Annotated in this window: 27 protein-coding genes; 22 read left to right on the forward strand and 5 right to left on the reverse strand. The window is 67.7% G+C overall.

Annotation, left to right across the window (positions count from 1 at the left end; genetic code table 11):
• Nucleotides 1-37: 37 nt before the first annotated feature.
• From U5760_RS08280 to flhA, 9 genes are all read left to right on the forward strand, one after another.
• On the forward strand, nucleotides 38-1,036 hold the full coding sequence (locus U5760_RS08280) for a CheR family methyltransferase (protein ID WP_322010929.1): 999 nt from the start codon (nucleotides 38-40) through the stop codon (nucleotides 1,034-1,036).
• Entirely contained in the window at nucleotides 1,033-1,806 is a 774-nt protein-coding gene (gene cheD / locus U5760_RS08285) for a chemoreceptor glutamine deamidase CheD (protein WP_322010931.1), read from the forward strand. The genes U5760_RS08280 and cheD overlap by 4 nt, the downstream gene beginning before the upstream one ends.
• Nucleotides 1,803-2,954 (forward strand): chemotaxis response regulator protein-glutamate methylesterase, encoded by a 1,152-nt coding sequence (locus U5760_RS08290; RefSeq protein WP_322010932.1) that lies wholly within the window; start codon nucleotides 1,803-1,805, stop codon nucleotides 2,952-2,954. The genes cheD and U5760_RS08290 overlap by 4 nt, the downstream gene beginning before the upstream one ends.
• 183 nt (nucleotides 2,955-3,137) lie before the next feature.
• Nucleotides 3,138-3,533 (forward strand): chemotaxis response regulator CheY, encoded by a 396-nt coding sequence (gene cheY, locus U5760_RS08295; RefSeq protein ID WP_322010934.1) that lies wholly within the window; start codon nucleotides 3,138-3,140, stop codon nucleotides 3,531-3,533.
• 1 nt (nucleotide 3,534) lies between these two features.
• Nucleotides 3,535-4,251, forward strand: coding sequence for a protein phosphatase CheZ (gene cheZ / locus U5760_RS08300; RefSeq protein WP_322010935.1), 717 nt, complete (start codon nucleotides 3,535-3,537; stop codon nucleotides 4,249-4,251).
• A 228-nt stretch (nucleotides 4,252-4,479) separates the two neighbouring features.
• Entirely contained in the window at nucleotides 4,480-5,010 is a 531-nt protein-coding gene (locus U5760_RS08305; protein WP_415914060.1) for a DUF2844 domain-containing protein, read from the forward strand.
• A 35-nt stretch (nucleotides 5,011-5,045) separates the two neighbouring features.
• Entirely contained in the window at nucleotides 5,046-6,353 is a 1,308-nt protein-coding gene (locus tag U5760_RS08310; RefSeq protein WP_322010937.1) for a DUF3443 domain-containing protein, read from the forward strand.
• Nucleotides 6,354-6,636: 283 nt separating this feature from the next.
• Entirely contained in the window at nucleotides 6,637-8,034 is a 1,398-nt protein-coding gene (flhB, locus tag U5760_RS08315) for a flagellar biosynthesis protein FlhB (protein ID WP_322010939.1), read from the forward strand.
• Nucleotides 8,031-10,130 (forward strand): flagellar biosynthesis protein FlhA, encoded by a 2,100-nt coding sequence (gene flhA / locus U5760_RS08320; RefSeq protein WP_322010940.1) that lies wholly within the window; start codon nucleotides 8,031-8,033, stop codon nucleotides 10,128-10,130. The genes flhB and flhA overlap by 4 nt, the downstream gene beginning before the upstream one ends.
• Before the next feature lie 84 nt (nucleotides 10,131-10,214).
• Here the strand turns inward: flhA and U5760_RS08325 are convergent, their stop codons facing one another.
• Both U5760_RS08325 and U5760_RS08330 read right to left on the reverse strand, forming a co-directional pair.
• Entirely contained in the window at nucleotides 10,215-10,505 is a 291-nt protein-coding gene (locus tag U5760_RS08325) for a type II toxin-antitoxin system RelE/ParE family toxin (RefSeq protein ID WP_322010941.1), read from the reverse strand.
• Nucleotides 10,492-10,734, reverse strand: coding sequence for a type II toxin-antitoxin system Phd/YefM family antitoxin (locus U5760_RS08330; protein ID WP_322010943.1), 243 nt, complete (start codon nucleotides 10,732-10,734; stop codon nucleotides 10,492-10,494). Before U5760_RS08330 ends, U5760_RS08325 begins: the two co-directional genes overlap by 14 nt.
• A 398-nt stretch (nucleotides 10,735-11,132) precedes the next feature.
• Between U5760_RS08330 and flhF the strand changes: the two genes are divergently transcribed.
• The 3 genes from flhF to U5760_RS08345 are packed head-to-tail and all read left to right on the forward strand — an operon-like array spanning nucleotide 11,133 to nucleotide 14,922.
• A complete protein-coding gene (flhF, locus tag U5760_RS08335) occupies nucleotides 11,133-13,199 on the forward strand; it encodes a flagellar biosynthesis protein FlhF (protein ID WP_322010944.1) in 2,067 nt (688 codons plus the stop codon).
• Nucleotides 13,192-14,145, forward strand: coding sequence for a MinD/ParA family protein (locus U5760_RS08340; protein ID WP_322010945.1), 954 nt, complete (start codon nucleotides 13,192-13,194; stop codon nucleotides 14,143-14,145). The genes flhF and U5760_RS08340 overlap by 8 nt, the downstream gene beginning before the upstream one ends.
• A 45-nt stretch (nucleotides 14,146-14,190) precedes the next feature.
• Nucleotides 14,191-14,922 carry an RNA polymerase sigma factor FliA gene (locus tag U5760_RS08345; RefSeq protein WP_322010947.1) on the forward strand — a complete coding sequence of 244 codons (732 nt, stop codon included), beginning with the start codon at nucleotides 14,191-14,193 and terminating at the stop codon, nucleotides 14,920-14,922.
• A 131-nt stretch (nucleotides 14,923-15,053) separates the two neighbouring features.
• Here U5760_RS08345 and U5760_RS08350 read toward each other — a convergent pair whose 3' ends face one another.
• The 3 genes from U5760_RS08350 to flgA form a co-directional block, all read right to left on the reverse strand.
• On the reverse strand, nucleotides 15,054-15,500 hold the full coding sequence (locus U5760_RS08350; protein WP_322010949.1) for a flagellar protein FlgN: 447 nt from the start codon (nucleotides 15,498-15,500) through the stop codon (nucleotides 15,054-15,056).
• 35 nt (nucleotides 15,501-15,535) lie between these two features.
• On the reverse strand, nucleotides 15,536-15,886 hold the full coding sequence (flgM, locus tag U5760_RS08355; RefSeq protein ID WP_322010951.1) for a flagellar biosynthesis anti-sigma factor FlgM: 351 nt from the start codon (nucleotides 15,884-15,886) through the stop codon (nucleotides 15,536-15,538).
• Between the two features lie 100 nt (nucleotides 15,887-15,986).
• On the reverse strand, nucleotides 15,987-17,351 hold the full coding sequence (flgA, locus tag U5760_RS08360; RefSeq protein WP_322010953.1) for a flagellar basal body P-ring formation chaperone FlgA: 1,365 nt from the start codon (nucleotides 17,349-17,351) through the stop codon (nucleotides 15,987-15,989).
• A gap of 214 nt (nucleotides 17,352-17,565) precedes the next feature.
• Between flgA and U5760_RS08365 the strand changes: the two genes are divergently transcribed.
• The 10 genes from U5760_RS08365 to U5760_RS08410 all read left to right on the forward strand — a co-directional run bounded on the left by U5760_RS08365 (nucleotide 17,566) and on the right by U5760_RS08410 (nucleotide 26,311).
• The gene (locus U5760_RS08365) at nucleotides 17,566-18,081 is read left to right on the forward strand and encodes a flagellar basal body protein (RefSeq protein ID WP_322010955.1); all 516 of its coding nucleotides are present in this window, start codon (nucleotides 17,566-17,568) and stop codon (nucleotides 18,079-18,081) included.
• Between the two features lie 11 nt (nucleotides 18,082-18,092).
• Nucleotides 18,093-18,518: a flagellar basal body rod protein FlgC gene (flgC, locus tag U5760_RS08370; RefSeq protein ID WP_322010957.1), complete on the forward strand. Its 426-nt coding sequence runs from the start codon at nucleotides 18,093-18,095 to the stop codon at nucleotides 18,516-18,518.
• 124 nt (nucleotides 18,519-18,642) lie between these two features.
• On the forward strand, nucleotides 18,643-19,395 hold the full coding sequence (locus U5760_RS08375; protein WP_322010959.1) for a FlgD immunoglobulin-like domain containing protein: 753 nt from the start codon (nucleotides 18,643-18,645) through the stop codon (nucleotides 19,393-19,395).
• Between the two features lie 26 nt (nucleotides 19,396-19,421).
• The gene (gene flgE / locus U5760_RS08380; protein WP_322010961.1) at nucleotides 19,422-20,672 is read left to right on the forward strand and encodes a flagellar hook protein FlgE; all 1,251 of its coding nucleotides are present in this window, start codon (nucleotides 19,422-19,424) and stop codon (nucleotides 20,670-20,672) included.
• A gap of 35 nt (nucleotides 20,673-20,707) precedes the next feature.
• On the forward strand, nucleotides 20,708-21,466 hold the full coding sequence (gene flgF, locus U5760_RS08385) for a flagellar basal-body rod protein FlgF (protein WP_322010963.1): 759 nt from the start codon (nucleotides 20,708-20,710) through the stop codon (nucleotides 21,464-21,466).
• A gap of 58 nt (nucleotides 21,467-21,524) precedes the next feature.
• A complete protein-coding gene (gene flgG / locus U5760_RS08390; protein WP_322010965.1) occupies nucleotides 21,525-22,313 on the forward strand; it encodes a flagellar basal-body rod protein FlgG in 789 nt (262 codons plus the stop codon).
• Between the two features lie 31 nt (nucleotides 22,314-22,344).
• Nucleotides 22,345-23,043, forward strand: coding sequence for a flagellar basal body L-ring protein FlgH (locus tag U5760_RS08395; protein ID WP_322010967.1), 699 nt, complete (start codon nucleotides 22,345-22,347; stop codon nucleotides 23,041-23,043).
• A gap of 65 nt (nucleotides 23,044-23,108) precedes the next feature.
• Nucleotides 23,109-24,239, forward strand: a complete 1,131-nt coding sequence (locus tag U5760_RS08400) for a flagellar basal body P-ring protein FlgI (RefSeq protein ID WP_322011093.1) — start codon at nucleotides 23,109-23,111, stop codon at nucleotides 24,237-24,239.
• Nucleotides 24,240-24,249: 10 nt separating this feature from the next.
• Nucleotides 24,250-25,236 (forward strand): flagellar assembly peptidoglycan hydrolase FlgJ, encoded by a 987-nt coding sequence (flgJ, locus tag U5760_RS08405; RefSeq protein ID WP_322010968.1) that lies wholly within the window; start codon nucleotides 24,250-24,252, stop codon nucleotides 25,234-25,236.
• A 316-nt stretch (nucleotides 25,237-25,552) separates the two neighbouring features.
• Nucleotides 25,553-26,311: a flagellar brake protein gene (locus tag U5760_RS08410; RefSeq protein WP_322010969.1), complete on the forward strand. Its 759-nt coding sequence runs from the start codon at nucleotides 25,553-25,555 to the stop codon at nucleotides 26,309-26,311.
• Nucleotides 26,312-26,436 lie beyond the last annotated feature (125 nt).

Raw genomic sequence — 26,436 nt, forward strand, 5'->3', positions numbered from 1 at the left:
GCACGCGTGCGGCCGGACAACGGGGAGGCGCAAGACGATGAAGAGTTTGCGTTTTTCCCGTCAGGGACGCGGCGAGAGCGCCGCGCCGACCAAAGGAGCCTCCGCCGGCATACCGGGCGCGGGCGGCGAGAGCAACCGCGACTTCGAATTCACGACAGCGGACTTCGAGCGCATTCGTGCGCTGATTCATCGCCGCGCAGGCATTTCGCTGTCGGACCACAAGCGCGACATGGCCTACAGCCGTCTCGCGCGGCGCCTGCGCGCGCTTGGTCTGGAAAGCTTTCGCGAGTATCTGGACCAGCTTGAATCGCGCCAGGACGTCGACGAGTGGGAAGCGTTCACGAACGCGCTCACCACGAACCTCACGGCGTTCTTTCGCGAGGCGCATCACTTTCCGATTCTCGCGGAGTTCGTGAAGCGCCGCCCGCAGCCGGTTTCGGTGTGGTGCTCGGCGGCTTCGACGGGCGAGGAGCCGTACTCGATCGCGATGACGCTGATCGAGGCGCTCGGCGATCGCGCGGCGCGCGAGGCCAGGGTGCTCGCCACCGACCTCGATACCCAGGTGCTCGCCAAGGCCGACTCGGGCGTCTACGCGTGGGACCAGGTGAAGCATCTTTCGCAGGAGCGGCTCAAGCGTTTCTTCCTGAAGGGGACGGGCGCGCATGCGGGCCTCGTGAAGGTGCGCCCGGAACTGCGCGCGATGATCCGCTTCGAGCAGCTCAATCTCACCAATGCGGACTACGGCCTGCGGCAGACCTTCGACGCGATCTTCTGCCGCAACGTGATGATCTATTTCGACAAGCCGACGCAGGGCCAGGTGCTGACCCGCTTCGAGCCGCTCATGAAGCCGGACGGCCTGCTCTTCGCCGGTCATTCGGAGAACTTCACGTACGTCACCCAGGCCTTCCGCCTGCGCGGCCAGACGGTGTACGAACTCGCGCGCGGCGGCCGCCGCGACGAAGGCGCGTCCGCCGGGTCCGCGGCAGCGGCCGCATCCGGCATGCCGCGCGCCGACAAGATCGGAGTCACCGCATGAGCGCAAGACTTCCGATCGCCACGAACCGCTATTTCGACGCGCACTTTCAGCGCCCGGGCGTGAAGCTCCTGCCCAACGAGTTCTTCACGACGCACGAGGACATGGTGCTCGTGACGGTGCTGGGCTCGTGCGTGGCCGCGTGCATCCAGGATCGCACGGCGGGCATCGGCGGCATGAATCACTTCATGCTGCCCGACGACGGCGCCGATGTCGCCCAGGCCGCCTCCGACGCGATGCGCTACGGCGCCTACGCGATGGAAGTGCTCATCAACGAGCTCATCAAGGCGGGCGGGCGCCGCGAGCGCTTCGAAGCCAAGGTGTTCGGCGGCGCGGCCGTGCTCGCGGGCATGACGACGATGAATATCGGCGACCGCAATTCGGCCTTCGTGCGCCGCTATCTGGCGATGGAGAACATCCGCATCGTCGCCGAAGACCTGCAGGGCTCGCACCCGCGCAAGGTTGCTTTCCTGCCGCGCACGGGCCAGGTGATGGTGAAGAAGCTGCGCCTCACCCAGGACCCGAGCGTGACCGAGCGCGAGCAGGCGCTCGCGCAGCAGACCCCCGAAGCGCGCGCAGAACGCCTCGCCAAGGCGCGCGCCCGGGTCGAGCTGTTTGGCCTCACTCCGTCGCGGGGGGCCGCGACGGCGCAGCAGGCCGTTTCATCCCAGCCGTCGCCCGCGCGCGGCCGTATCGAGCTCTTCGGTGCGGCCGGCGCAGCGCAGCGGCCCACAACAAGTCAAGACAACGCCAGGACAGTAGAGGAGGCGTGAACGCTGTGCAAAAAATCAAGGTACTCTGCGTCGACGATTCGGCGCTGATCCGCAGCCTGATGACGGAAATCATCAACAGCCAGCCGGACATGACCGTGGTCGCGACCGCGCCCGATCCGCTCGTGGCGCGCGAGCTCATCAAGCAGCACAACCCCGACGTGCTCACGCTCGACGTGGAAATGCCGCGCATGGACGGGCTCGACTTCCTCGAAAAGCTCATGCGCCTGCGGCCGATGCCGGTCGTGATGGTGTCGTCGCTGACCGAGCGCGGCAACGAAATCACGCTGCGCGCGCTGGAACTGGGCGCCGTGGACTTCGTGACGAAGCCGAAGGTCGGCATTCGCGACGGCATGCTCGACTACGCCGAAAAGCTCGCCGACAAGGTGCGCGCCGCCGCGCGTGCGCGCGTGCGCGTGCGTCCGGCTGCGCATGCGCCGGCCGCGGCGGGTGCGGCGGGGGCGGGCGGATCGGCACCGGGCGTTGCCGCAGCGAGCGCGCATGCCGCGCCGGCCAGCGCGAGTCCCGCGCCCATGCTTAACAACCCGCTCCTGTCGACGGAAAAGCTCATCATCGTGGGCGCCTCGACGGGCGGCACCGAAGCGATCCGCGAAGTGCTCACGCCGCTGCCGCCCGACGCGCCCGCGGTGCTGATCGCGCAGCACATGCCGCCGGGCTTCACGAAGTCGTTCGCGCAGCGCCTGAACGGCCTGTGCCGCATCACGGTGAAGGAAGCGGAGCACGGCGAGCGCGTGCTGCCGGGTCACGCCTATATCGCGCCGGGGCATGCGCACTTGCTGCTCGCGCGCAGCGGCGCGAACTACATCGCGCATCTCTCCGACGAGCCGCCGGTGAACCGGCATCGCCCGTCGGTGGACGTGCTGTTCCGCTCGGCGGCCACGCACGCGGGGAAGAACGCCATCGGCGTGATTCTCACGGGCATGGGGCGCGACGGTGCCGCGGGCCTGCTCGAGATGCGCAACGCGGGCGCGTACACGCTCGCGCAGGACGAGGCGAGCTGCATCGTGTTCGGCATGCCGCGCGAGGCGATCGCGCTCGGCGCGGCCGACGACATCTCGCCGCTCGCCGACATGAGTCGCCGCGTGATGGCGCGTCTCGCAATGATGGGCGAGCGCGTGCAGCGCGTGTAATACGCGTGTAAAACGCGGCGCGTGGAAAACCCGCGAGGCGCAGCAGCAAGCGCCCGCGAAGCAGGATTGAGAGATCGCGTCGACGCCGGACGACGGCGCGATCGATCGCGATTAATTTATCTGGATCGGTGTCGTGCTTGTCTGGATAATTGCCCGGGGTTAAGCCTGGAGGAATGAAACGAGATGGATAAGGGAATGAAGATTCTGGTGGTGGACGACTTTCCGACGATGCGCCGGATCGTCCGCAACCTGCTCAAGGAACTGGGCTATTCGAACGTGGACGAAGCCGAAGACGGCGCCGCGGGCCTCGCGCGCCTGCGCAGCGGCGGCTACGACTTCGTGATCTCCGACTGGAACATGCCGAACCTCGACGGTCTCGCCATGCTCAAGGAGATCCGCGCCGACGCCTCGCTCACGCACCTGCCCGTGCTGATGGTGACGGCGGAATCGAAGAAGGAGAACATCATCGCGGCGGCCCAGGCCGGCGCGAGCGGCTACGTGGTGAAGCCCTTCACGGCCGCGACGCTCGACGAGAAGCTGAACAAGATTCTCGAGAAGATGGCCAAGACCGGGAGCTGACGTGAACGAGCCCATCAGCGCCGAGGCCGGCGGCCTGCAGGCCGACCTGCACGAGATCGCGAGCGACCGCATCCTCGCGCGCATCGGTCATGTGACGCGCACGCTGCGCGATTCGATGCGCGAGCTCGGCCTCGACAAGCACGTCGAGCGCGCGGCGGAAGCCGTGCCCAACGCGCGCGACCGCTTGCGCTACGTCGCGAACATGACCGAGCAGGCTGCGGAGCGCGTGCTGTCGGCGATCGAGATCGCCAAGCCGATGCAGGAGCAGCTCGAACGCGACGCGAAGGCCCTTTCGGAGCGTTGGGCGACGTGGTACGACGCGCCCATCGGCCGCGAGGAAGTGCGCGCGCTGATGGACGACACGCGCTCCTTTCTGGCCGGCGTGCCCGAAGCCACCACGGCGACGAGCCAGCAACTGCTCGGCATCATGCTGGCCCAGGACTTCCAGGATCTCACCGGTCAGGTGATCAAGAAGATCATGGACGTGGTGTACCTGATCGAGCAGCAGCTCCTCGGCGTGCTGGTGGAGAATATCGCGCCGGAGCGGCGCGAGCAGTTTGCAGCCACGGCGGCGCAGCTTGCCGGGTCCGGTGCCGTGTCTTCGACCGGCAGTCCCGAAGCGCTCCTGAACGGCCCGCAGATCAACCCCGAAGGCAAGACCGACGTCATGCAGGACCAGGGGCAGGTGGACGACCTGCTCGCGAGCCTCGGGTTCTAGGTTCCGGGGCGACGGCGGGGGCGCGTTTGCCCCGTTGGCCGTTCGGCAAAGCTGTTGGCTGTAATCTGGGACAGGCATACTAGCGACGACAGACTGACGCGATGGCCATGGCGATTGCCGTGGCCGCATCGCTTGAGTTCGCTCCTCGTTGCCGCGCTGCAACCGGCACCGTTTCCGTGGAGCACGTCATCGATCGGGAGGGGTATGGCTGTCTTGTATACGAACGTTTTGTCTATCCCCAGGCGGCTTGCCGCACTCACGCTCGCCGGCGCTGCCGCCGTGCTGGTCTGTGCGCCGTCCGCCTTTGCCGCGCTCGGCGGCGCGCCCATGGCCACGCCGGAGGGCGCCACCGTCAGCACCTCCAGCGGCATGCCCAATGCCGTGGCCCGGCAGGCCGTTCAGGCGGCCTCCGCGCAGGCCGCATCCGCTTCCTCAGCGTCTTCCGCCTTATACACGGTCCGTCAAACTACGCTCGGCAACGGCACGGTGGTGCGCGAGTATCTTTCGCCGGCAGGCACCGTGTTCGGCGTCGGCTGGACCGGGCCGCAGCCGCCCGACCTCTCGGCGCTGCTCGGCAGCTACTTTCCCCAGTACGTCGCGGGCGTGAAGGCGAGCCGCGCCGCGGGCGTGCATGGCCCGGGCGTCGTGGATCAACCCGGCCTCGTCGTGCATTCGGGCGGCCACATGGGCGCCTTCTCGGGGCAGGCCTGGGTGCCTCAGGACCTGCCGGCCGGCGTCAGCGCCAGCGATATCCAGTGATGGGCGACGAATTGGTGACCAAGGGGAGGCGACGCGTGCTTACACAACGACTTCAGACAACCGTCCTTCACTGGCTGCGCCGCGGTGCGCTTTGCGCTCTCGTTCCGCTCGCCTTGAGCGTGGCGGCCTGCGGCGGCGGAGGCGGAAGCAGTGGCAGCAGTAGCAACAACAACAGCGGCGGCGTCGATACCTCGTCGCTGCCGCCATTGCCCAGCCAGCAGCCCATCGCGGCCACGGCCTCGAATACCGTGCCCGTCACGGTGAACGGCGGCGTGGCCGGCGTGCCGAACATTCCCACGGTGAGCGTCACCGTCTGCGTGAGCGGCACGAGCACCTGCACGACCGTGAACAACGTGCAGCTCGATACGGGTTCCTTCGGACTGCGTCTCGTGGCGTCGGCGCTGCCTTCCTCGTTTGCGAACGCGCTGCCCGTGAACACGGCCGCCAACGGCGGCACGCTCGCCGAATGCACGGCGTTCGCCGACGGCTTCACCTGGGGCACCGTGCGCACGGCCGACGTGAAGATCGGCGGCGAAACCGCAAGCCGCATCCCGATCCAGTTCATCGGCGACCTCGCGTCCTCCACCGTGCCGCAGGCCTGCGCGAACATCGGTGCGGCACAGAACACGGCGAGCGACCTCGGCGCGAACGGCATCCTCGGCATCGGCGTGGCGCCGTGGGATTGCGGGGCGAGTTGCGCGATCAGCGCCGCGAACAGCAACTACTATTCGTGCCCGAGCGGCTCGAACTGCACCAATACGACACTGGCGACGAGCCAACAGGTCGCCAACCCGGTCGCGAACTTCACCGCCGACAACAACGGCGTGATCCTGCAGATGGCGCCCGTTTCGTACAACGGGGCGACGTCGGCCACCGGCACGCTGGTGTTCGGCATCGGCACCGAGTCGAACAACACCCTGAGCGCCTCGCATCGCTTCCAGACCACGCAGTGGGGCGACCTGAACGCCGGGTTCAACGGAGCGACGCTCACGTCGTTCCTCGACTCGGGCTCGAACGCGCTGTTCTTCAACGACAGCGCGCTGCCCCAGTGTGGCGGCTCGCTCGGCACGTTCTATTGTCCGTCTACGCCGCAGTCGCTCAGCGCGGCGCTGACCGGCGTGGACGGTTCGAGCGGCACGGCAACCTTTGCCGTGGTGAGCGCGAGCACGCTTCTCGGCAGCGGCGGCAACAACGGCAACTTCGCCCTCAACGATCTCGGCGGCCAGTTCGGCTCGTCGGCGGATCTCGACCTGGGCCTGCCGTTCTTCTACGGCCGCTACGTGTATTTCGGTCTTAATACGGCCGCCATTGGCGGCAGCCAGGCGCCGTACGTCGCTTTCTAGGCCCGCCCTGGGTCAATCCGGATCAATCCGGGGCAATTCGGGTCCAGGCCGGCCGGGCGGCATCACACGCCCGGCCGGTCCTCCCGCCGCACGGCCGGCTCCGCCCCTGTTTTCAACAGGGCACACCGCGCTCCCTTCGCTGCGGCCGCCCATCCCCTGAAATACCCCCGTTTCTCCGCCTTACTCCGCCAATCGCCGCTGGCGCCGCGCGGCAATAATCGCTGTCACTGAAAATGGGTGTGCGCCGCCTTGCCGGCGCCGCACGCCACCGACCGGAGCATCCGTGGCTGAGGACAGCGACCTCGAAAAAACCGAATCCGCCACTCCCAAGCGCCTGCAGAGGGCGCGGGAGGAGGGGCAGGTTGCGCGTTCGCGGGAGCTTTCGACGTTTGCGCTGCTTTCGGCCGGTTTCTACGGCACGTGGATGCTCTCGGGCATGATCGGCATGCGCATGCAGGACATGCTGCGCGGCGCGCTCACCTTCAACCACGCGATGGTGTTCGATACCAGCCGCATGCTGATCGGCGCGGGGGCCGTCGCGAGCGAAGGCTTTTCGGCGATCGCCCCGGTGCTCGCGCTCACGGGTTTCGCCGCCCTGCTCGCGCCGATGGCGCTCGGCGGCTGGCTCTTCAGCACGGCGTCGCTCGAGCCGAAATTCAGCCGCCTCGACCCCATCGCGGGACTCGGGCGCATCTTCTCGCTGAACGGCCCGATCCAGCTCGGCATGTCGTTCGCGAAAACGCTCGTGGTGGGGGTGATCGGCAGTATGGCCGTGTGGAACCATCGCGAGGAGATTCTGGGCCTCGCCATGCAGCCGGGCCTGCGCGCCTACTCGGACTCGTTCCACCTCATCGCCGTGTGCTGCGGCACGACGGTCGCGGGCATGTTCGTGGTGGCCGCGCTCGACGTGCCCTACCAGCTCTGGCAATACCACCGCAAGCTGCGCATGACGAAGGAAGAGGTCAAGCGCGAGCACCGCGAGAACGAAGGCGACCCGCACGTGAAGGGCCGCATTCGCCAGCAGCAGCGCGCCATGGCGCGCCGCCGGATGATGACCCAGGTGCCGAAGGCCGACGTGGTGGTGACCAACCCGACGCACTTCGCCGTGGCGCTTCAGTATGCCGACGGCGAGATGGGTGCGCCGAAGGTCATCGCGAAAGGCGTGAACCTCGTGGCGGCGCGCATTCGCGAGATCGCCGTCGAACACGACGTGCCGCTCCTCGAAGCGCCGCCGCTCGCCCGCGCGCTTTATTACAACGTCGATCTGAACCGCGAGATTCCGGGCCCGCTCTACGGCGCGGTCGCGCAGGTGCTGGCGTGGGTGTACCAGCTGAAGCGCTTTCGCGCGCATGGCGGCGACGTGCCGATGGCCCCGACCGATCTCGATGTGCCGCCCGATCTCGACAAGGGCGCCGTGAGCGACGACGACGCGAACGAAGAAGCCGAGGACGCCCTCGGCCCCGACGCGGCAGCCATGGCGAGCGCCACCGCCTCCGATGCCGCGAACACGGTCAACGCGGCCAATGCAGGAAACACACCAGGAAACGCACGGAACACGGCCGCGCAGGCCGACGGCAACCCAACAAAGCCGGCCGGCACCGCCGACGGCACCGAAAGCAGTGACGGCGCAGGCAATTCACCCAATGCCGCGCGCCGCGGCAACGAAGGAGCTTCTGAATGAACGCCCGCACCGGTTTTCTCGCGCGCCGCCCGGACGTGCTGCAAGGCACGAACCTGCGCGCGCTCGCGGGGCCGATCCTGATCTGCATGATCCTCGGCATGATGATCCTGCCGTTGCCGCCGTTCCTGCTGGATCTGCTGTTCACCTTCAACATCGCGCTTTCGGTGATGGTGCTGCTCGTCAGCATGTACACGATGAAGCCGCTCGACTTCGCGGCGTTCCCGAGCGTGCTGCTGTTCTCCACGCTGCTGCGGCTCTCGCTGAACGTGGCGTCCACGCGGATCGTGCTGCTCGAAGGCCACACCGGCCCCGACGCGGCGGGCAAGGTGATCGAGTCGTTCGGCCACTTCCTCGTGGGCGGCAACTTCGCGGTGGGTATCGTCGTATTCGTGATCCTGATGGTCATCAACTTCATGGTGATCACGAAGGGCGCGGGCCGGATCGCCGAAGTGGCGGCGCGCTTCACCCTCGACGCGATGCCCGGCAAGCAGATGGCCATCGACGCCGACCTGAACGCCGGCCTCATCAACGAAGAGGCCGCGCGCAAGCGCCGCGGCGAAATCGCCCAGGAAGCCGAGTTCTACGGGTCGATGGACGGCGCGAGCAAGTTCGTGCGCGGGGACGCCATTGCCGGCCTCATCATCATGGCGGTCAACATCATCGGCGGCCTGATCGTCGGCGTCGTGCAGCACGGCCTGGATTTCGCGACCGCGGGCAAGACCTACACGCTGCTCACGATCGGTGACGGCCTCGTCGCCCAGATCCCGTCGCTCGTGATCTCCACCGCGGCCGGCGTGATCGTCTCGCGCGTGGCGACCAACGAGGACATCGGCACGCAGCTCACGAGCCAGCTCTTCACGAACCCGCGCGTGCTGATGATCGCCGGCACGATCATGGTGCTGATGGGCCTGATCCCGAACATGCCGCACTTCGCGTTTTTGCTGCTGGGCGCCGGGTTGATCCAGCTGGGCCGGATCATGAAGAAGAACGCCGAGGCGAAGAAGGAGAGCGCCGTGCTGGTGGACTCCACGCCCACCGCGCTCGCGCCTGCCGAAAACGCCGAGGCGAGCTGGGACGACGTCGTGCTGATCGACACGCTGGGCCTCGAAGTGGGCTACCGGCTCATCCCGCTCGTGGACAAGAACACCGACGGCGAACTGCTCAAGCGCATCAAGAGCATCCGCAAGAAGTTCGCGCAGGAAATCGGCTTCCTGCCGCCCGTCATTCATATTCGCGACAACCTCGAACTGCGCCCGAACGCCTACCGCATCACGCTCAAGGGCGTGGAGGTGGGCACGGGCGAGGCGTATCCGGGCCAGTGGCTCGCGATCAACCCGGGCCAGGTGAGCGCGGCGCTGCCGGGCACGCCCACGGCCGATCCGGCTTTCGGCCTGCCCGCCATCTGGATCGACACGAACCTGCGCGAGCAGGCACAGGTGTACGGCTACACGGTCGTCGATTCGAGCACCGTGGTCGCCACGCACCTGAACCACCTCGTCGTGACGCACGCCTCGGAGCTGCTCGGGCGCCGCGAAGTGCAGGCGCTCCTCGAGCGGGTGCAGAAGGACACGCCTTCGCTCGTCGACGACCTCGTGCCGAAGGTGCTGCCGGTCACGACGCTGCAGAAGGTGCTGCAGAACCTGCTGGAAGAAGGCGTGCCGATCCGCGACATGCGCACGATCATGGAGGCGCTGGCCGAGCACGCCGGGCGCGTGACCGACGCGCACGACCTCACGGCGGCGGTGCGCATTGCGCTTGGCCGCGCGATCACGCAGCAATGGTTCCCGGGCAACGGCGACATGCAGGTGATGGGGCTCGACGCGAACCTCGAGCGCGTGCTGTCGCAAACGCTTACCTCGGGGCCGAACCCGGGGCTGGAGCCGGGTCTCGCGCACACGCTGCTCACGCAGACCGAAAACGCGATGGCGCGCCAGCAGGGCCTGGGGCTCGCGCCGGTGCTGCTGGTGCAGCATGCGCTGCGGCCCATGCTTTCGCGCTTTTTGCGCCGCAGCCTGCCGCAGCTGAAGGTGCTCTCGTATGCCGAGGTGCCGGATACGCGCAACGTGAGGGTAGTGAATGTGGTGGGGGGCGGCTGAAGGAGGAGCTGAGGTTGAGGTGGCGCCGGACCGTGACGGCCAAAAAGGAGCCCGCTTCGGCGGGCTTTTGCTTGTGCGCCGCCGCTAGTGCAGCCGTTGCGAAGCGATGCGGTAGACCCGGCTGGCCTCGCGCCTGCCGACCGCAATGACGGTCACGACCAGCGCGTCGTCGATCACGCGATACACGAGGCGATACCCCACGGCAGCGAGCTTGATCTTGTAGCAGTCCGGCATGTCGTGCAGCCTCGCCGACGCGACATGCGGATGCTCCAGCCGTTCGGCGAGCTTCTTCTTGAATTGCGCGCGAACGGTGGCGTCAAGGCGTTGCCATTCCTTCAATGCGGATTCCAGGAATTTCAGTTCATAGGTTTTCAAGCTTGACGCTCACGGCTTTTTCGCCGGCGCGTTCCTTGACGATCTTCGCCAGTTCGATGTCTTCGATACGCTCGCAGACAGCCTCCCAGATGGCGGCCGGAATCAGGTACGCGACAGGCTTGTTTCGGTTGAGCACTGCGACCGGACCTTGCGCTTTTTCGATGGTCGCCGTTGGGTTGACCTTCAATTCGCTGATGCCGATCGATGCTCGGGCAAGAATGTTTTCCATTGTGCAGATCCTCGCGAAGCTGGGGTTGACCACCGTCAACCTCGAACAATTAAAGACCAGATAATAGATCCAATAATAGACCTGTTAAATGGTCAAGTCAAACACGGGCAGAGTCGTCTCGCGACGCGGTCTTTCGCTACCCGCGTGCCTTGCGTGCACCCGGCAAGGATTCCCCGCCTCGGCCCCACCCGCGGCCCATTGCGCGAATTGCCCGCATTTCCCCGCCCTGATCCATCGATCGTGAAGGCGCTGGCTTCGAAATAATTCCAACATCGGAAAAGGTCTTGCGCCCGGGGCGCCGCGTCTGACGCCCGGGGATCGCAGGGACGCTAAACAGCACGAGACCAGCAGCAAACGAAGGCGGCACGCGTGCCGCTCACCTCAATCGGGGGCTCAGCTTGAACATTCGCAAATTCATCGGCGGCACCAGCCGCGACGCGCTACGCCTCGTGCGCGAAGCGCTGGGCGCCGACGCCGTCGTCCTGTCGAACCGAACGCTCGACGACGGCAGCGTCGAAATCGTCGCGCTCGCGGACAGCGATCTCGCGGCGATCGCGCCGGCCGATGCCGCCGCGGCAGCGGGACAGCCGCTCGCCAGCGCGACGAAGCTCGGCCGTCCCGCGGCGTTCCCCGGCACGTCCACGCCCGGCGCCGCCGCCGCGGCGGGCGGCGCGAATCCGTACGCCGGCGGTGTGCCGGACGTGTTCTCGTCGGTCTTCGGCGCGAGCCCCGAGGTGGGCGCGCAGCCGGGCGCCGCACTCCCCTGGGCCGACGCCTCGGACGATAGCGACGACGACGGCGACGACGCCGCTGTCTCGATCGCCTTCGAAGGCATGCAGAAGCCTGCCGTATACGGCACGCCCGCACAGACCGGACCCGCAGGCATGCCCGGCCAAACGCAGCACGCCGCGGCGCCGATGTCGGGCGCTCACGCAAACGTGGCGGCGAACGCCGCCGCAGCGGGCGCAACCGCTGCCGCCGCACAATCCGCCGCCTCGCCGATTCCGCCGCTCGCAGCAGGCGCCGCGCGCACCGCACAGCGGCCGCTCGCGCCGCGCGAAGCCGCCGCGATGCTGGAGCAGGCCGCGGCCCAGTCGATCCTCCCCGATCCGCCGCCCATCGCCCCGCGCGGGCAGCGCACGATGGCCGAAACGAACCCCTGGTTGATCGACCACGCCCGCCGTATCGCGAACCAGCAGGAAGCCGCGCGCGCCGCGGGCATCTCGCCCGCCGATGCCATCGCGAAGGGCCTCGGCATGCCTGCCGACCCGATCCTGCCGCCCGACGTCGATGCGAGCACGCCCGAGTGGGCGCGCGAAGCCGCCGAAGTCGCCGCCCGCCGCGCCGCGGCGCGCCTCGGCCACGGCCCCGAAGCGGTCGGCCCGGCGCCTTCCGCCGCGTCGGCCAACGACGCGGGCGCGGCCGGCCCGGCTGCGAACGCGGCGCAAACCGTCAGCGAAGCGATCCGCACGCGCATCGAACAGGTCGTGAACGAGACCGTGATGCACGAGCTCGCCTCGATGCGCGGCATGATGGAAGAGCAGTTCGCGGGTCTCCTGTGGGGCGAGCGCCAGCGCCGCAGCCCGGTGCAGGGCGCGCTCACCAAGCAGCTGTTCGCGGCGGGCTTCTCGGCGCAGCTCGTGAAGATGATGATCGACCGCATGCCCGCCGTCGAAACCGACGAAGCCGGCATGGAGTGGATCCAGTCGGTGCTCGAATCGAATCTGCCGGTGCTGGAGAACGAGGAAGCCCTGATGGAGCGCGGCGGCGTGTTCGCGTTGATGGGCCCGACCGGCGTGGGCAAGACCACCACCACGGCGAAGCTCGCCGCGCGCTGCGTGATGCGCTTCGGCGCGAGCCGCGTGGCGCTCCTCACCACCGACAGCTACCGTATCGGCGGCCACGAGCAGCTGCGCATCTTCGGCAAAATCCTCGGCGTGTCGGTGCACGCGGTGCGCGACGGCGCGGACCTGCAGCTCGCGCTCACCGAACTGAAGAACAAGCACATCGTGCTGATCGACACGATCGGCATGAGCCAGCGCGACCGCGCCGTGGCCGACCAGATCGCCATGCTGTGCGGCGCGGGCCGCCCGGTGCAGCGCCTCCTGCTGCTCTCCGCGACGAGCCACGGCGACACGCTCAACGAAGTCGTGCAGGCCTACCAGAGCTCGCCCGACAAGGCGCCGCTCACGGGCTGCATCCTCACCAAGCTCGACGAAGCGACCAACCTCGGCAGCGCGCTCGACACGGTGCTGCGCTACAAGCTGCCGGTGCACTACGTTTCGACGGGCCAGAAGGTGCCCGAGAACCTGTACGTGGCCACGCGCCGCTTCCTGGTACGCAGCGCGTTCTGCGTGCCGCGCGAACATTCGCCGTTCGTGCCGCACGAGGACGACATCCCCGCGCTGCTTTCCGCGCTCTCGCTGCGCACGGGTTCGCAGTCTCCCGAGGTTCAGTTTGGATAAGTTCGTGATCGATCAGGCCGAAGGGCTGCGGCGGCTGCTGGCACGCGTCGGCTCGCGCGTGGTCGCCGTCACGGGAGGCGCGGGCGCGCCGGGCCGCACGACGACCGTGGTGAATCTGGCCGCGGCGCTCACCGAGCAGGGCAAGGACGTGCTCGTGATCGACGAGTGCCTCGGACCGCATTCGGTGTGCACGACGCTTGGCGGCGTGCGCGGCGCGGGCAACTTCGAGGCCGTCATGCGCGGCGAGATGGCGCTCGCCGATGCCGTGGGGCGTCATGGGCTCGGCTTCAGCGTGCTCGCCGCCTCGCGCGAGAACCGCGCGCGCTACACCGGTGCGCAGTTGCAGAAAGTGCTGGCGGGGCCCGCCGACGTCGTGCTGATCGATGCCCAGCTCGACGCCGAAGGCGCCCTGTCACCGCTCGCGCTGCATGCGCACGACGTGCTGATCGTGATGCGCGTGTGCGCGCAGTCGATCACCGACACCTATGCGAGCGTGAAGCGCCTGCATTTCGCGCACGCGATCGGGCAGTTCCGCGTGCTCGCGAACCAGGTGGCGAGCGTGGAGGAAGCGCAGTCGGCCCTCGAAAACCTCGCGGGCGTGGCGAGCCGCTACCTGAGCGTGACGCTGGAAAGCGCCGGCTGGGTCGCGGCCGACCCGCACATGCCGCGCGCGGTGCAACTCTCGCGCTGCATCGTCGACGCGTTTCCGTCGACGGCCGCCGCGCGCGATTTTCGCCATCTCGCCGATGCGCTGCCGCACTGGCCGATGCGGCCGGCGGTGTCGTCGCGCTCGCCGGGCACTTCGCGCCTGCTGGGCGCGGCGGCTGCCGCGGCCGCGGACGCATTCGTTTCAACCGTTGCTGGCGTTACATCCGCCCCCGAGCCGGCCCATGCGGGCTGGCGGGCCGATCCGCCCGCGCAGCGCCCCACGACGCAGCCCGCTTGAGCGGCGCCGCGGAACGTTGCAGAGGACATGTTGCAGGAGAGCACGATGTATAACGCTCAAGGAAAAATCTCGCAGGCCGACGTGCTGACGAAGTACGCGCCGCTCGTGCGGCGTCTCGGGCTGCAGCTCGTCGCCAAGATGCCCGCGAGCGTTGACCTCGACGATCTGATCCAGGCCGGCATGATCGGCCTGATGGATGCGGCCAACCGCTACAAGGAAGACCAGGGCGCGCAGTTCGAGACCTACGCGAGCCAGCGCATTCGCGGCGCGATGCTCGACGAGCTGCGCAGCAACGACTGGCTGCCGCGCAGCCTGCGCCGCACCTCGCGCGAGGTGGAAACGGCCGTGCACCAGGTGGAGCAGCGCCTCGGGCGCGCGGCGAGCGAAACCGAAATCGCCGACCATCTGAACATGCCGCTCGACGATTACCAGTCGATGCTGCAGGATCTGCACGGCAGCCAGCTCATCTATTACGAGGACTTCGACCGTTCCGCCGAGGACGAGCCGTTCCTCGACCGCTACTGCGTCGACCATTCGGACCCGCTTTCGGCGCTGCTCGACGACAGCCTGCGCGGCGCGCTGATCGAGGCGATCGACCGGCTGCCCGAGCGCGAGAAGCTCCTGATGTCGCTCTACTACGAGCGCGGCATGAACCTGCGCGAGATCGGCGCGGTGATGGAGGTGAGCGAGTCGCGGGTATGCCAGCTGCACAGCCAGGCCGTGGCGCGCCTGCGCACGCGGCTGCGCGAGATGGCCTGGGCAGGGTCGGAGAACTGAGGCGGAGGCTGGCCTCGAGGGATCGCGACCGGAGAGCCCCAGGGCTGCAAGGCCGCAAAAGCAAAAAGCCGAAGCGCACAACGCTTCGGCTTTTTGCTTTCTTACCTGCGTTTATCCGCAAATACGGCGACTCAAAGCCCGAACGCAGGCAACCGCCCATCCGGGCCGTAGAGCATCGGCGCGGAATTTCCCGTGTCGCCGCGCAGGATCGCGAGCGCGCGGCGGTTATGTTCCATGCGCGTGCGGATCATCATGCCGATCGTGAGATTGGCGCGCCGCGCGCGCTCGGTCGAACCCTTGAGCAGTTGCCACTGGCCGGCGAGCCGGTCGTCGTGCTCGCACGCCATCTCGATGCCCTTCGGACCGGCCGGCAGGCCAAGACCCGCGAGCTCCGCGTCGCGCACCTTCTCCAGACCGGCGAGGCGCTGCGTGAGCGTGGTCTTCTGCTCGACGATCTGCGGCAGCGACCCCATGCCGTCCAGCGACGTGAGCGCCTTCTGCTCGACGGCGAGGAGCGATGCGAAGGCCTCAACGGTGGCGTGTTCGTCGATCAGCGTGGCTAGCAGGGCGTCTTTCATCGTCGCTCAAAAAATAGTCGCCTTTCGGGCGGGTTTCAGTTCCCCGAAGTCGGCGTCAGCAGGTCGCGCGCGGTTTGCAGCACGCCGTCCGCGATCTTGCCGGTGTCGATCTGCAGGGTGCCATTGCGGATCGCGCTCTTGATCGACTCGACCTGGGCCGTGTCGATGTCGGCGGAACCGCTTGCCGCGAGCGAGCGCAGCGAGGACGAAAGCGCCGAGAGGCTCACGTTCGCATCCGAGCCGGCACTGCCGGAAGACGCTTGCGCGGATGCGCCCGCGGCGGCGCCACCGGCGCTCGCGGTGCCGGCCGATTCGCCTTGCTGCGTGCGCGCCACGCCGTCTTGCAGCGTGCGCGGTTCATTGCGGGTGGTGGAGTCGATTTTCACGATGGCTCTTCCTGATCGATTTGATCGTGATATCGGCAGCCGCCGGCCCGAACTTTAGTGTGAAACTCCTGCCGTTACATGCTGTTACGTGTGCTACCGCTCATATCTGGATCTGCACGGTGCCGGCGTCCTTCACGACACCCGTGATGATCTGCCCCCCCGAGGTGCGCACGCGCACCTGCTCGCCAGGCGCCGCATTGTTGAGCACGCTGCCTTCGGACGAGATGGTGAAGTTGGTGCCCACGGCGACCACCTTGACGGTCTGGCCGATCGTGACCGACGCCGCGCTGCGCAGCATGTCGGTGCGCAGCGGCAGGCCGGCGGAGATGCGCAGGAGCGCGAGGGCGCCCGCGGCCTGCGACGGATCGGTGATGACGGTGCGCGGCAGGCTGGCGAGATCGGCTTCGCGCGGGGTCAGGTCGGCCATGGAAAGCGTCTGGCCGGGCTCGATCTGGCGGCCTGCGACGTAGTAGGTGACGTCCACGGCCACGCGCGCGGCCACATAGAGCGTCCAGGGCTTCGCGCCCACGCAGCGCACGCCCACGGTCGTGCGGCCCCAGCTGCGCGCGCCGGGCGGCATGAACGGGTCGAGCGAGGTGCAGGCGGCGAGGCCGCGCGGGAACACCGGCGCAACGGTCACGGTGACCTTGCCGGGCAGCCCCACCGACTGCTGCTGCAGGAACGAGAGCGCGGCGGCGCGGATCGATTCGCCGTCCTGCTGACCTGCGGGCACCGGCTGCGCGGCGGCGGTAGCCGGGGCCATGGCGGTGTTTGGCGGCGCGGCCACGTTCTGTTTCGCGGCGGCGGCGGTGTTCGCGTTCGGGTTCGTACTCGCGACCGCGGCGGCGTAACGCTGGATGGCGTTGGCGCGCGCATTGGCGGCTGCGTAGCCGGCCTGAGCCTCCGGTCCTGAAGCCTCGACCACCACCGGCGCCACGCGGCTCGACGCCGTGGCGACGTTCACGCGCGGCAGCGCGTTCGCGCCATTGCGTGCGGCCGACGGCGTGGCGACGCCCGGCACCGATGCGGCGGTTGCGGTCGTGCCCGGCGCGGGAATCGTGACGATCTGCGGTGCGTCGGCTTGCGGGGCGCTCCCGCGCTCGCCCGGACCGGGGATCGTGATCATGCCGCCGGGCGCGCTGTCGCTGCCGGTGCTGCTCGCGCCGTTGGGCAAGCGCGAAAGTGCCGCGTAATTCGGCGCCGTGGCGGCCGCAGGCGCGCTGCCGGGCGCTGCGAGCATGGCGCTCATGCGTACGGCATCGGACCCGGCGCGATCGCCCGGACCCGGAATATAGATCTGGCTATCCGAAGATTGCGTCGGTTGCGCAGACTGCGCACGCACACCGCCCGCCGCGGCCAGGCCGCAGCACAGCGCGACGCCCGAAAGCCGCGCGAGGAACGCACCGCCGCGCGAGCGCCGGTCCATGCCGGCGCGGCGCGCTCGGGTTGGGGCAGTCTGCGGCATGGCGATCTCTCCAGAATTGCATTGACACGCATCGCATTCTAGGCGGCGTCCCCCGCGCGCTTACGTCGAATAGAGGGGCGCTTTCCCGGCTATTCGTCCGATTGGTTCTTGCCAGCCCCGCCTAACATTCCTCTCCATGCGAAAAGGTCTGCGCATTGCGCGGGCCGTCTTTCATTTCGTGTTCGTCTCACGTAAGGACAACGGAGAACGCCCGATGCTGGACAAACTCGACGCCGAATTCGCCTTCGGCCGCGAAGCGCTCGACGTGCGCGCCACCCGTCAGGCGCTCCTGTCCGCGAACATCGCGAACGCCGATACGCCCGGCTACCTCGCGCGCGACGTCGACTTCTCGGCTTCGCTCGCGGGCGCGCTCCGGCAGCAGGGCGCCACCACGCCGTCCGGCATGGCGAGCCCGGTCGGCGGCAATGCCGCGCCGCTCGCGATGACGCAGCCCGCGGGCGTGACGAGCGGCATGACCATGGCGACCACGGAAGCGGGCCACATGGCCGGCAACGTGAAGCTGATTCCCACGGGCGGCCCGAGCGAGCAGTACACGAGCCCGCTCATGTACCGCAACCCCACGCAGCCCGCGCTCGACGGCAATACGGTGGATCTCGACACCGAACGCGTGCAGTTCGCCGATAACGCGCTGCACTTCGAGGCGGGCATGACGTCGCTGTCCGGACAGATCAAGACGATGCTCTCGGCGATTACGTCGGGTTCGAGCTAAGGAGCGAAACCATGCCATCCCTGATGAATATTTTCAGCGTTGCCGGCTCCGCCATGACGGCCGAGTCGCAGCGCCTGAACGTGACGGCGTCCAACCTCGCCAACGCCGACTCCACCACGGGCCCCGACGGTCAGCCCTACAAGGCGAAGCAGGTGGTGTTCGCGGTCGATCCGCTGGGCGGCTCGCGCACGGCCTCGGGCCAGCAGGTGGGCGGCGTGAAGGTGACGGGCGTGGTCGACGACCCCACGCCCATGAAGCAGACCTACGACCCGAGCAACCCGTCCGCGGACGAGAACGGCTACGTGACGATGCCCAACGTCGACCCGGTGCAGGAAATGGTGAACATGATCTCGGCGTCGCGCTCGTACCAGGCCAATGTCGAAACGCTGAACACCGCCAAGCAGCTGATGCTCAAGACCCTGACGATCGGCACCTGAGCGGCGCATTGGCGGCCTGCGGGCCGCGCGGCCGGGCCGGACGCATTCGGGCAAACCCTTCGGGCAAACGTTAAGCAGCAACACCACACGCAAGAACAGACGAAACGCATCCCAGGAGAACGCGTTGACCACCAACACCACCATCGGCGGCAGTAGCGCCACCGTATCGCAGCAGCTGCTCGACACGATGAACGGCACGAGCACCGCAAGCTCGTCCGGTTCCACGAGCGGCACGAGCGCGAGCGACCTGCAGACCACCTTTCTGCAGTTGCTCGTCACGCAGCTGCAGAACCAGGATCCGACCGATCCGATGGACAGCTCGCAGATGACCTCGCAGCTCGCGCAGATCGACACGGTGTCGGGCATCGGCCAGCTCAATACTTCGCTCTCGTCGCTCTCCACGCAGCTCTCCGCGGGCCAGAACGCCCAGGCCGCTCTCCTGATCGGCTCGACGGTGCTCGCCCCCGGCAGCAGCTTCGCGGTGTCGGCCGCGAGCTCGGGCTCCGGCTCGAGCGCAAGCTCGAGTTCGGGCGACGCGATAGCGCAGATCGGCGTTTCGCTGCCGGCGGCGGTGTCGGACGTGAAGCTCACGATCACCAACTCGTCGGGCCAGGTCGTCAACACGATCGACCTCGGCGCGCAGTCGGCGGGCACGGTGCCGGTCAGCTGGACGCCGACGGATACGACGGGCGCCGTGCTGCCGGCCGGCACCTATACGGTCAGCGCCGCGGCCACGACCAACGGCCAGGCCGCCACGGCCACCGCGCTCGTCGCGAGCCAGGTCACGGGCGTGGTCCAGCAGACGGGCGGCGCAGCCGGCCTGCAGCTCGCCAACGGCAAGACGGTCGCGCTGTCGAACGTCGCCGGCATCGAATGATCCAGACATAACGCGGAGAAGAAAACATGGGCTATCAACAAGGTTTGAGCGGTCTCGCCGCAGCGTCGAACGACCTCGATGTGATCGGCAACAACATCGCGAACGCGAACACCGTCGGCTTCAAGCAAAGCACGGCGCAGTTCGCGGACGTCTACGCGAACACCCTCGCGACTTCGGTGAACAACCAGATCGGTCTGGGCGCCGCGCTGGCCAACGTGCAGCAGGACTTCTCGCAAGGCACGATCAACACCACGGGCCAGGCGCTCGACGTGGCGATCAACGGCAACGGCTTCTTCCAGATGTCGAACAACGGCACGCTCACGTATTCGCGCAACGGCGTGTTCCAGCTCAATTCGAACGGCTTCATCACGGACGCCCAGGGCAACGACCTGATGGGCTATGCCGCGAACTCGACCGGCGTGATCAACACGGCGCAGACGGTGCCGCTGCAGGTGCCGACCACCAACATCGCGCCGCTCGCGACCACTTCGGTCTCGGCGCAGGTGAACCTGAACGCGCAGGGCACGGCGCCCACCGTCACGCCGTTCAGCCCGACGAATTCGAGCAGCTACAGCTACTCCACCTCGATCACGGGCTTCGACTCGCTCGGCGGCACGCAGACCATCAATCTGTACTACGTGCAGAACGGGACGGGTTCGGCCCAGGTCTATGCGGTGAACAACGGCACGACGACCGACCTCGGCACGATGGCGTTCAACTCCTCGGGCCAGCTCTCGGGCACGACGCTGCCGCCGGTTCCGCCGGCGACGACGGGCACCGCGACCGCCTCGACGGGCATCTTCAACCTGACGATCAATCCGACCGACGGCGCGGCACCGCAGACCGTCTCGATCAACGTCAACGGCACGACCCAGTTCGGCGGCGCGAACGGCGTGAACAACCTCACGCAGAACGGCTACGCGAGCGGCACGCTGTCGAACTTCACGATCGGCACCGACGGCACCATCACGGGCAACTATTCGAACGGCCAGACCATGGCGCTCGGCCAGATCGTGCTCGCCAACTTCAACAACCCGAACGGCCTCGTGAACCTGGGCGGCAACCAGTTCCAGGAAACGGCGGCTTCGGGCGTCGCGCAGGTCTCGACGCCGGGCAGCACGAACCATGGCACGCTTTCGGGCGGCGCGGTGGAAGAGTCGAACGTCGATCTGACGAACCAGCTGGTCGATCTGATCACCGCGCAGCGCAACTACCAGGCGAACGCGCAGACGATCAAGACGCAGCAGACCGTCGATCAGACGCTGCTCCAGATGTAAGCCATCCACCGGCAATGTGAGGGAACGGGCGAATCATGGACCGACTGATCTACACCGCGATGACGGGCGCCGGGCAGGCGCTCGAGCAGCAGGCCACCATCGCGAACAACCTGGCGAACGTCTCGACCACGGGCTTTCGTGCGCAGCTTTCCAACTTCCGCGCGGTGCCGATGTCGTACGGCGACGGCTCGACGGTCAACGACGACACGACGCGCACCTTCGTGCTGTCGGCCACGCCCGGCTCGGACATGACGCCCGGCGCGATCTCGAAGACGGGCAACCCGCTCGACATCGCCGTCCAGGGCCCGGGTTTCATCGCCGTGCAGACGGCCGACGGCAACGAGGCCTACACCCGCGCGGGCAACCTGCACGTGGATGAGAACGGCCAGCTCGTGACTGCCAACAACCAGCAGGTGATCGGCGGCGGCGGCCCGATCGCGGTGCCGCCGGGCTCGCAGGTGACGATCGGCTCGGACGGCACGGTCTCGGCCATCGCGGCGGGCAGCCCGCCCGACGCGATCGCGATGATCGACCAGATCAAGTTCGTGAATCCGCCCGCGGGCACGCTCACGCGCGGCAACGACGGCCTGTTCCACACCGGCGACGGCAACCCCGCCGACGCGGACCAGACCGTGCAGGTGGCGACCGAATCGCTCGAAGGCAGCAACGTCAATCCGGTCGCGGCGATGGTCTCGATGATCACCAACGCGCGGCAGTTCCAGATGCAGACGAAGCTCATGCAGACCGCCGACCAGAACGACCAGACCGCCAATCAGCTGCTGCAGTTCAGCTAGGCATCCAGCCAGAAATTGAGGGCCGCGCCGCGCGCGGCACGACCGGGAGAAAGACACCGTGAACCGATCGCTTTACATCGCCGCCACCGGCATGAATGCGCAGCAGGCGCAGATGGACGTGATCTCGAACAACCTCGCGAACGTGAGCACCAATGGCTTCAAGGGCTCGCGCGCCGTGTTCGAGGACCTGATGTACCAGACGCTGCGCCAGCCGGGTGCGAACTCCACCCAGGAAACCGAGCTGCCCTCGGGCAGCCAGGTCGGCACCGGCGTGCAGCAGGTCGCCACCGAGCGCCTCTACACGCAGGGCAACCTCACGCAGACCGGCAATTCGAAGGACGTGGCCATCAACGGCCAGGGCTTCTTCCAGGTGCAGATGCCCGACGGCACCACCGCCTACACGCGCGACGGCTCGTTCCAGACCAACTCGCAGGGCCAGCTCGTGACCTCGAGCGGCTACCAGGTGATCCCGGCCATCACGATCCCCTCGAATGCCACCTCGCTCACCATCGGCAGCGACGGCGTGGTGACGATCACGACCCCGGGTTCGTCGAACAACACGACCGTCGGGTCGCTGCAGCTCGCCATGTTCATCAACCCGGCCGGCCTCCAGTCGAACGGCGAGAACCTGCTCTCGGAAACGGCCTCCTCGGGCACGCCCACGGTGAGCACGCCGGGCCTGAACGGCTCGGGCACGCTCAACCAGGGTTACGTGGAAGCGTCGAACGTGAACGTCGTGCAGGAACTCGTGAACATGATCGAGACCCAGCGCGCGTACGAAATCAACAGCAAGGCGGTGACCACCTCCGACCAGATGTTGCAGACCCTGAGCCAGATGTCGGTCTGATGGCGAGCAAGGAATCGAAGCGGTGAACAGCATGGCGCAGTCCTCAAGAACCCACCTTCGCAGGTACGCGGCGGCCCTCCTGGCCCAGGCGGCCTTGATGGCGCTCGCCGGCTGCGCTTATTACCCGAAGAAAGAGCCGATCACGCAGCAGCCGATGACGGCCGTGCCGCCGGCGCCGCCGCCCAATGCGTCGCCCGGCGCGATCTTCAACCCGGGCTACGCGGGCCGGCCGCTCTTCGAAGACCAGCGTCCGCGCAATATCGGCGACATCCTCACCATCGTCATTTCGGAAAACATCAACGCCACCAAGTCGTCCGGCGCCAATACGAACCGCTCGTCGACCACGCAGTTCGGCACCGCGAGCTCGGGCTTCCTGAGCGGCCTGTTCGGCAAGATGAACATGAACTCGACCGGCTCGAACGTGTTCGCGGGCGCGGGCGGCGCGAATGCGTCCAACACGTTCAACGGCGTGCTCACCGTGACCGTGACGAACGTGCTGCCCAACGGCAACCTCGTCGTCTCCGGCGAGAAGCAGATGCTCATCAACCAGGGCAACGAATTCGTGCGCTTCTCGGGCGTGGTCAATCCCAACACCGTTGCGGGGGACAACTCCGTGCTCTCCACCGACGTCGCCGACGCGAAGATCGAATACTCCGCGAAGGGCGTGATCGACGAGGCCGAGACCATGGGCTGGCTGCAACGCTTTTTCCTGAATGTCGCGCCATGGTGAAGATCCGCTTCCAGCATGCGCGCCGCTCGCGCGTGAAAGACGTGCTCGCCGCGCTCGGCGTGGCGATGGGCTTCGTCTTCGCGTGCGGGGCGCTCCTCGCGTTCGCAACGCCGGCCCGCGCCGAGCGGGTGAAGGACCTCGTGCAGTTCCAGGGCGTGCGCGACAACCCGCTGATCGGCTACGGCCTCGTGGTGGGCCTCGACGGCACGGGCGACCAGACTACCCAGGCGCCGTTCACGACCCAGACGCTCGCGAACATGCTCGCGAACCTCGGCATCTCGATCAACAACACGTCGAGCGCGACGGGTTCGAGCTCGCAGACGCTCAACAACATGCAGCTGAAGAACGTCGCCGCGGTGATGGTGACGGCGGTGCTGCCGCCGTTCGCGCGGCCCGGCGAGCAGATCGACGTGACCGTTTCGTCGCTCGCGAACGCGAAGAGCATTCGCGGCGGCACGCTGCTGCTCACGCCGCTCAAGGGCGCGGACGGCCAGGTCTACGCGCTCGCCCAGGGTAACGTGGCGGTGGGCGGCGCGGGCGCCTCGGCCAACGGCAGCCGGGTGCAGGTGAACCAGCTCGCGGCGGGCCGCATCGCGGGCGGCGGCATCGTCGAGCGCGCGGTGCCTTCGCCCGTGGCGCAGCAGGGCGGCATCCTGCAGATGGACGTCAACGACATGGATTACGACACGACGCAGCGCATCGTGGCGGCCATCAACAACCTCTTCGGCCAGGGCACGGCCACGCCGCTCGACGGCCGCACGATCCAGGTGCGCGGGCCGGCCGACCCGGCGGCGCAGGTGGGCTTCATCGCCCAGATCCAGGACCTCGACGTGCGCCCGGCGCAGCCGGCGGCGAAGGTGATTCTCAATGCGCGCACCGGTTCGATCGTCATGAACCAGATGGTGACGCTCGAGAGCTGCGCGGTGGCGCACGGCAATCTCTCGGTCGTCGTCAACACGCAGACGGTGGTGAGCCAGCCCGGGGCGTTCTCGAACGGCCAGACCGTGGCGGCGCGCCAGTCGCAGATCCAGTTGAAGCAGGACAACGGGTCGCTCAAGCTCGTGACGGCGGGCGCCAATCTCGCCGATGTCGTGAAGGCGCTCAACGCGCTCGGCGCGACCCCGGCGGACCTCATGTCGATCCTGCAGGCGATGAAGGCGGCGGGCGCGTTGCGCGCCGACCTCGAAATCATCTAAGGACTACGAGATGGACAAGTCTTCGATCGGCAGCAACCTCGACCTCACGAACCGCTTCGCGCTCGACGTGCAGGGCTTCGACGCCATGCGCGCCGCCGCCAGTGCCTCGCCGCAGCAGGGCGTGAAGATGGCCGCGAAGCAGTTCGACGCGGTGTTCACGCAGATGATGCTCAAGAGCATGCGCGAGGCGACACCCGAAGACGGTCCGCTCGATTCGCGCGACAGCGCCCAGTTCACCTCGATGCTCGACCAGCAGTTGTCGCAGCAGATGTCGAACAAGGGCATTGGCGTCGCCAACGCGATGATCAAGCAGCTCATGCGCAGCATGGGCGGGCAGGGCGCCGACGGCGCGGGCGGTACCGGCGGCATCGGCGACGCGCTCTCGGGTCTCGCGGGCCAGGGCGGCGGCGGCAGCGCGGGCAACCTCGCGATGCTCAACGCGCTCGGCCGGGCCTACGGCAACGCGTCGGCCAACGGCGCGCTCACCCGCGGCGCGGGCTACGGCCCGAACAGCGACCTCGTGCCGGCGGGCAACAGCGGCGACGCCTCGGTGGACGCGTTCGTCGGCAAGCTCGCCAATGCGGCGCAGCAGGCGAGCTCCTCCACCGGCATTCCGGCGCGCTTCATCATCGGTCAGGCGGCGCTCGAATCGGGCTGGGGCAAGCGCGAGATCAAGAAAGCGGACGGCTCGACCAGCCACAACGTGTTCGGCATCAAGGCCACCAAAGACTGGGTGGGCAAGACCGTTTCGACCGTGACGACCGAGTACGTGGACGGCGCGCCGCACCGGGTGGTGGAAAAATTCCGCGCCTACGACTCCTATGAAGACGCGATGGCCGACTATGCGGGCATGCTGAAGAACAACCCGCGTTATGCATCCGTCATCAACAGCTCGCACAGCGCCGAAGGTTTCGCCCAGGGCATGCAGCGCGCGGGTTATGCCACCGACCCGCACTACGCTCGCAAGCTCATTTCGATCATGCAGCAGATGGTCTGACGGCCAGGCCCGGCCAGGCAACCCGTCCAGATAGCCCAAATTCGGCGCATGCAAACGTTGCCACGCGGCGAGTACGCCGAAGTTAGCGGCAAGCCGCAGCGGCGAGGGCGCACGGCTGCAGCCGGAAACGGCCGCAAAGCCCCGCCGGGCGGCGCTTTCGTCCGAAAATATTTCAGCCGTAACCCTAAATTTTCCCGCCGCCCTGCCGCTAAAGCTGACGAGATGGGAAGAACACGGGGCGGCTTTCGCCGCCCGGATGGCGCGCGCCGGGTCCGTCTCACGCGCGCCGGCACGTTCACGAAATTCCGGCAGGCCGATGAATACCGTTCAGTCGAATCAACAGGACCAGGCAGGGGACGAAGGCGAGATCCCCGACTTTGGTCGCCGCAACCCGCTCGAAGTGGGCGTGCAGTTGCGCAACCTCGCCAATCGCGGCGATTTTCTCACCCTCCAGTACCGCGGCGGACAGCTCGTCACGCGCATCCTGGAGGTCGATCCGCGCGCGCGCACCTTCGTGTTCGACTGGGGCGCGCTCGCCGAGCAGAACTCCGGCGTGCTCGAGACGGCGCAATGCCAGTTCCATGCTTCGCCCGACGGCGTGCGCGTGGAGTTCACCACCCTCACGCCGCGGCGCACCGAGTTCGAAGGCCGGCCCGCGTTCGAGGCGTCGTTTCCCGACGTGCTCTTCTACGTGCAGCGCCGCGAGTACTTCCGCGTGGATACGCCGGTGCTGGATCCGTGCGTCTGCCGCGGCACGCTGGCGGACGGCGAGCGCTTCGCCTTCGAGCTGCACGACGTCTCGCTGGGCGGCGTGGGCCTGCGCACGAACGACGATCGCGCCGCCATCATCGCCCATGGCGAAGTGCTGGCCGACGTCGAGCTCGACCTGCGCGCGCACGGCAAGCTGCGCGTGGATCTGGCGCTCGTGGTGATGCGCTTCATCGACCTGCCCAACGGCGAGCGCCGCTATCACCTCGGCCTGCGCTTCGAGTCGCTGCCGGGTTCCACCGAGAACAGCCTGCAACGCTACATCACGCAGCTCGAAATGAAACGCCGCTCGCTCGCGCGCGCCTGATCGGGCGCACGGGTCCGGCGAGCCGGCCGGGTCGATCCGGTCGGCCAGGTCGGCGAGGTCAACCCGATCGGCCGGATCAGCCTGATCGCTCCAATCGGGCCGGTTCGGCCAAACGTTTCCGCAGC

It is taken from the genome of Paraburkholderia sp. J12, assembly GCF_905220215.1.
Classification (GTDB): domain Bacteria; phylum Pseudomonadota; class Gammaproteobacteria; order Burkholderiales; family Burkholderiaceae; genus Paraburkholderia.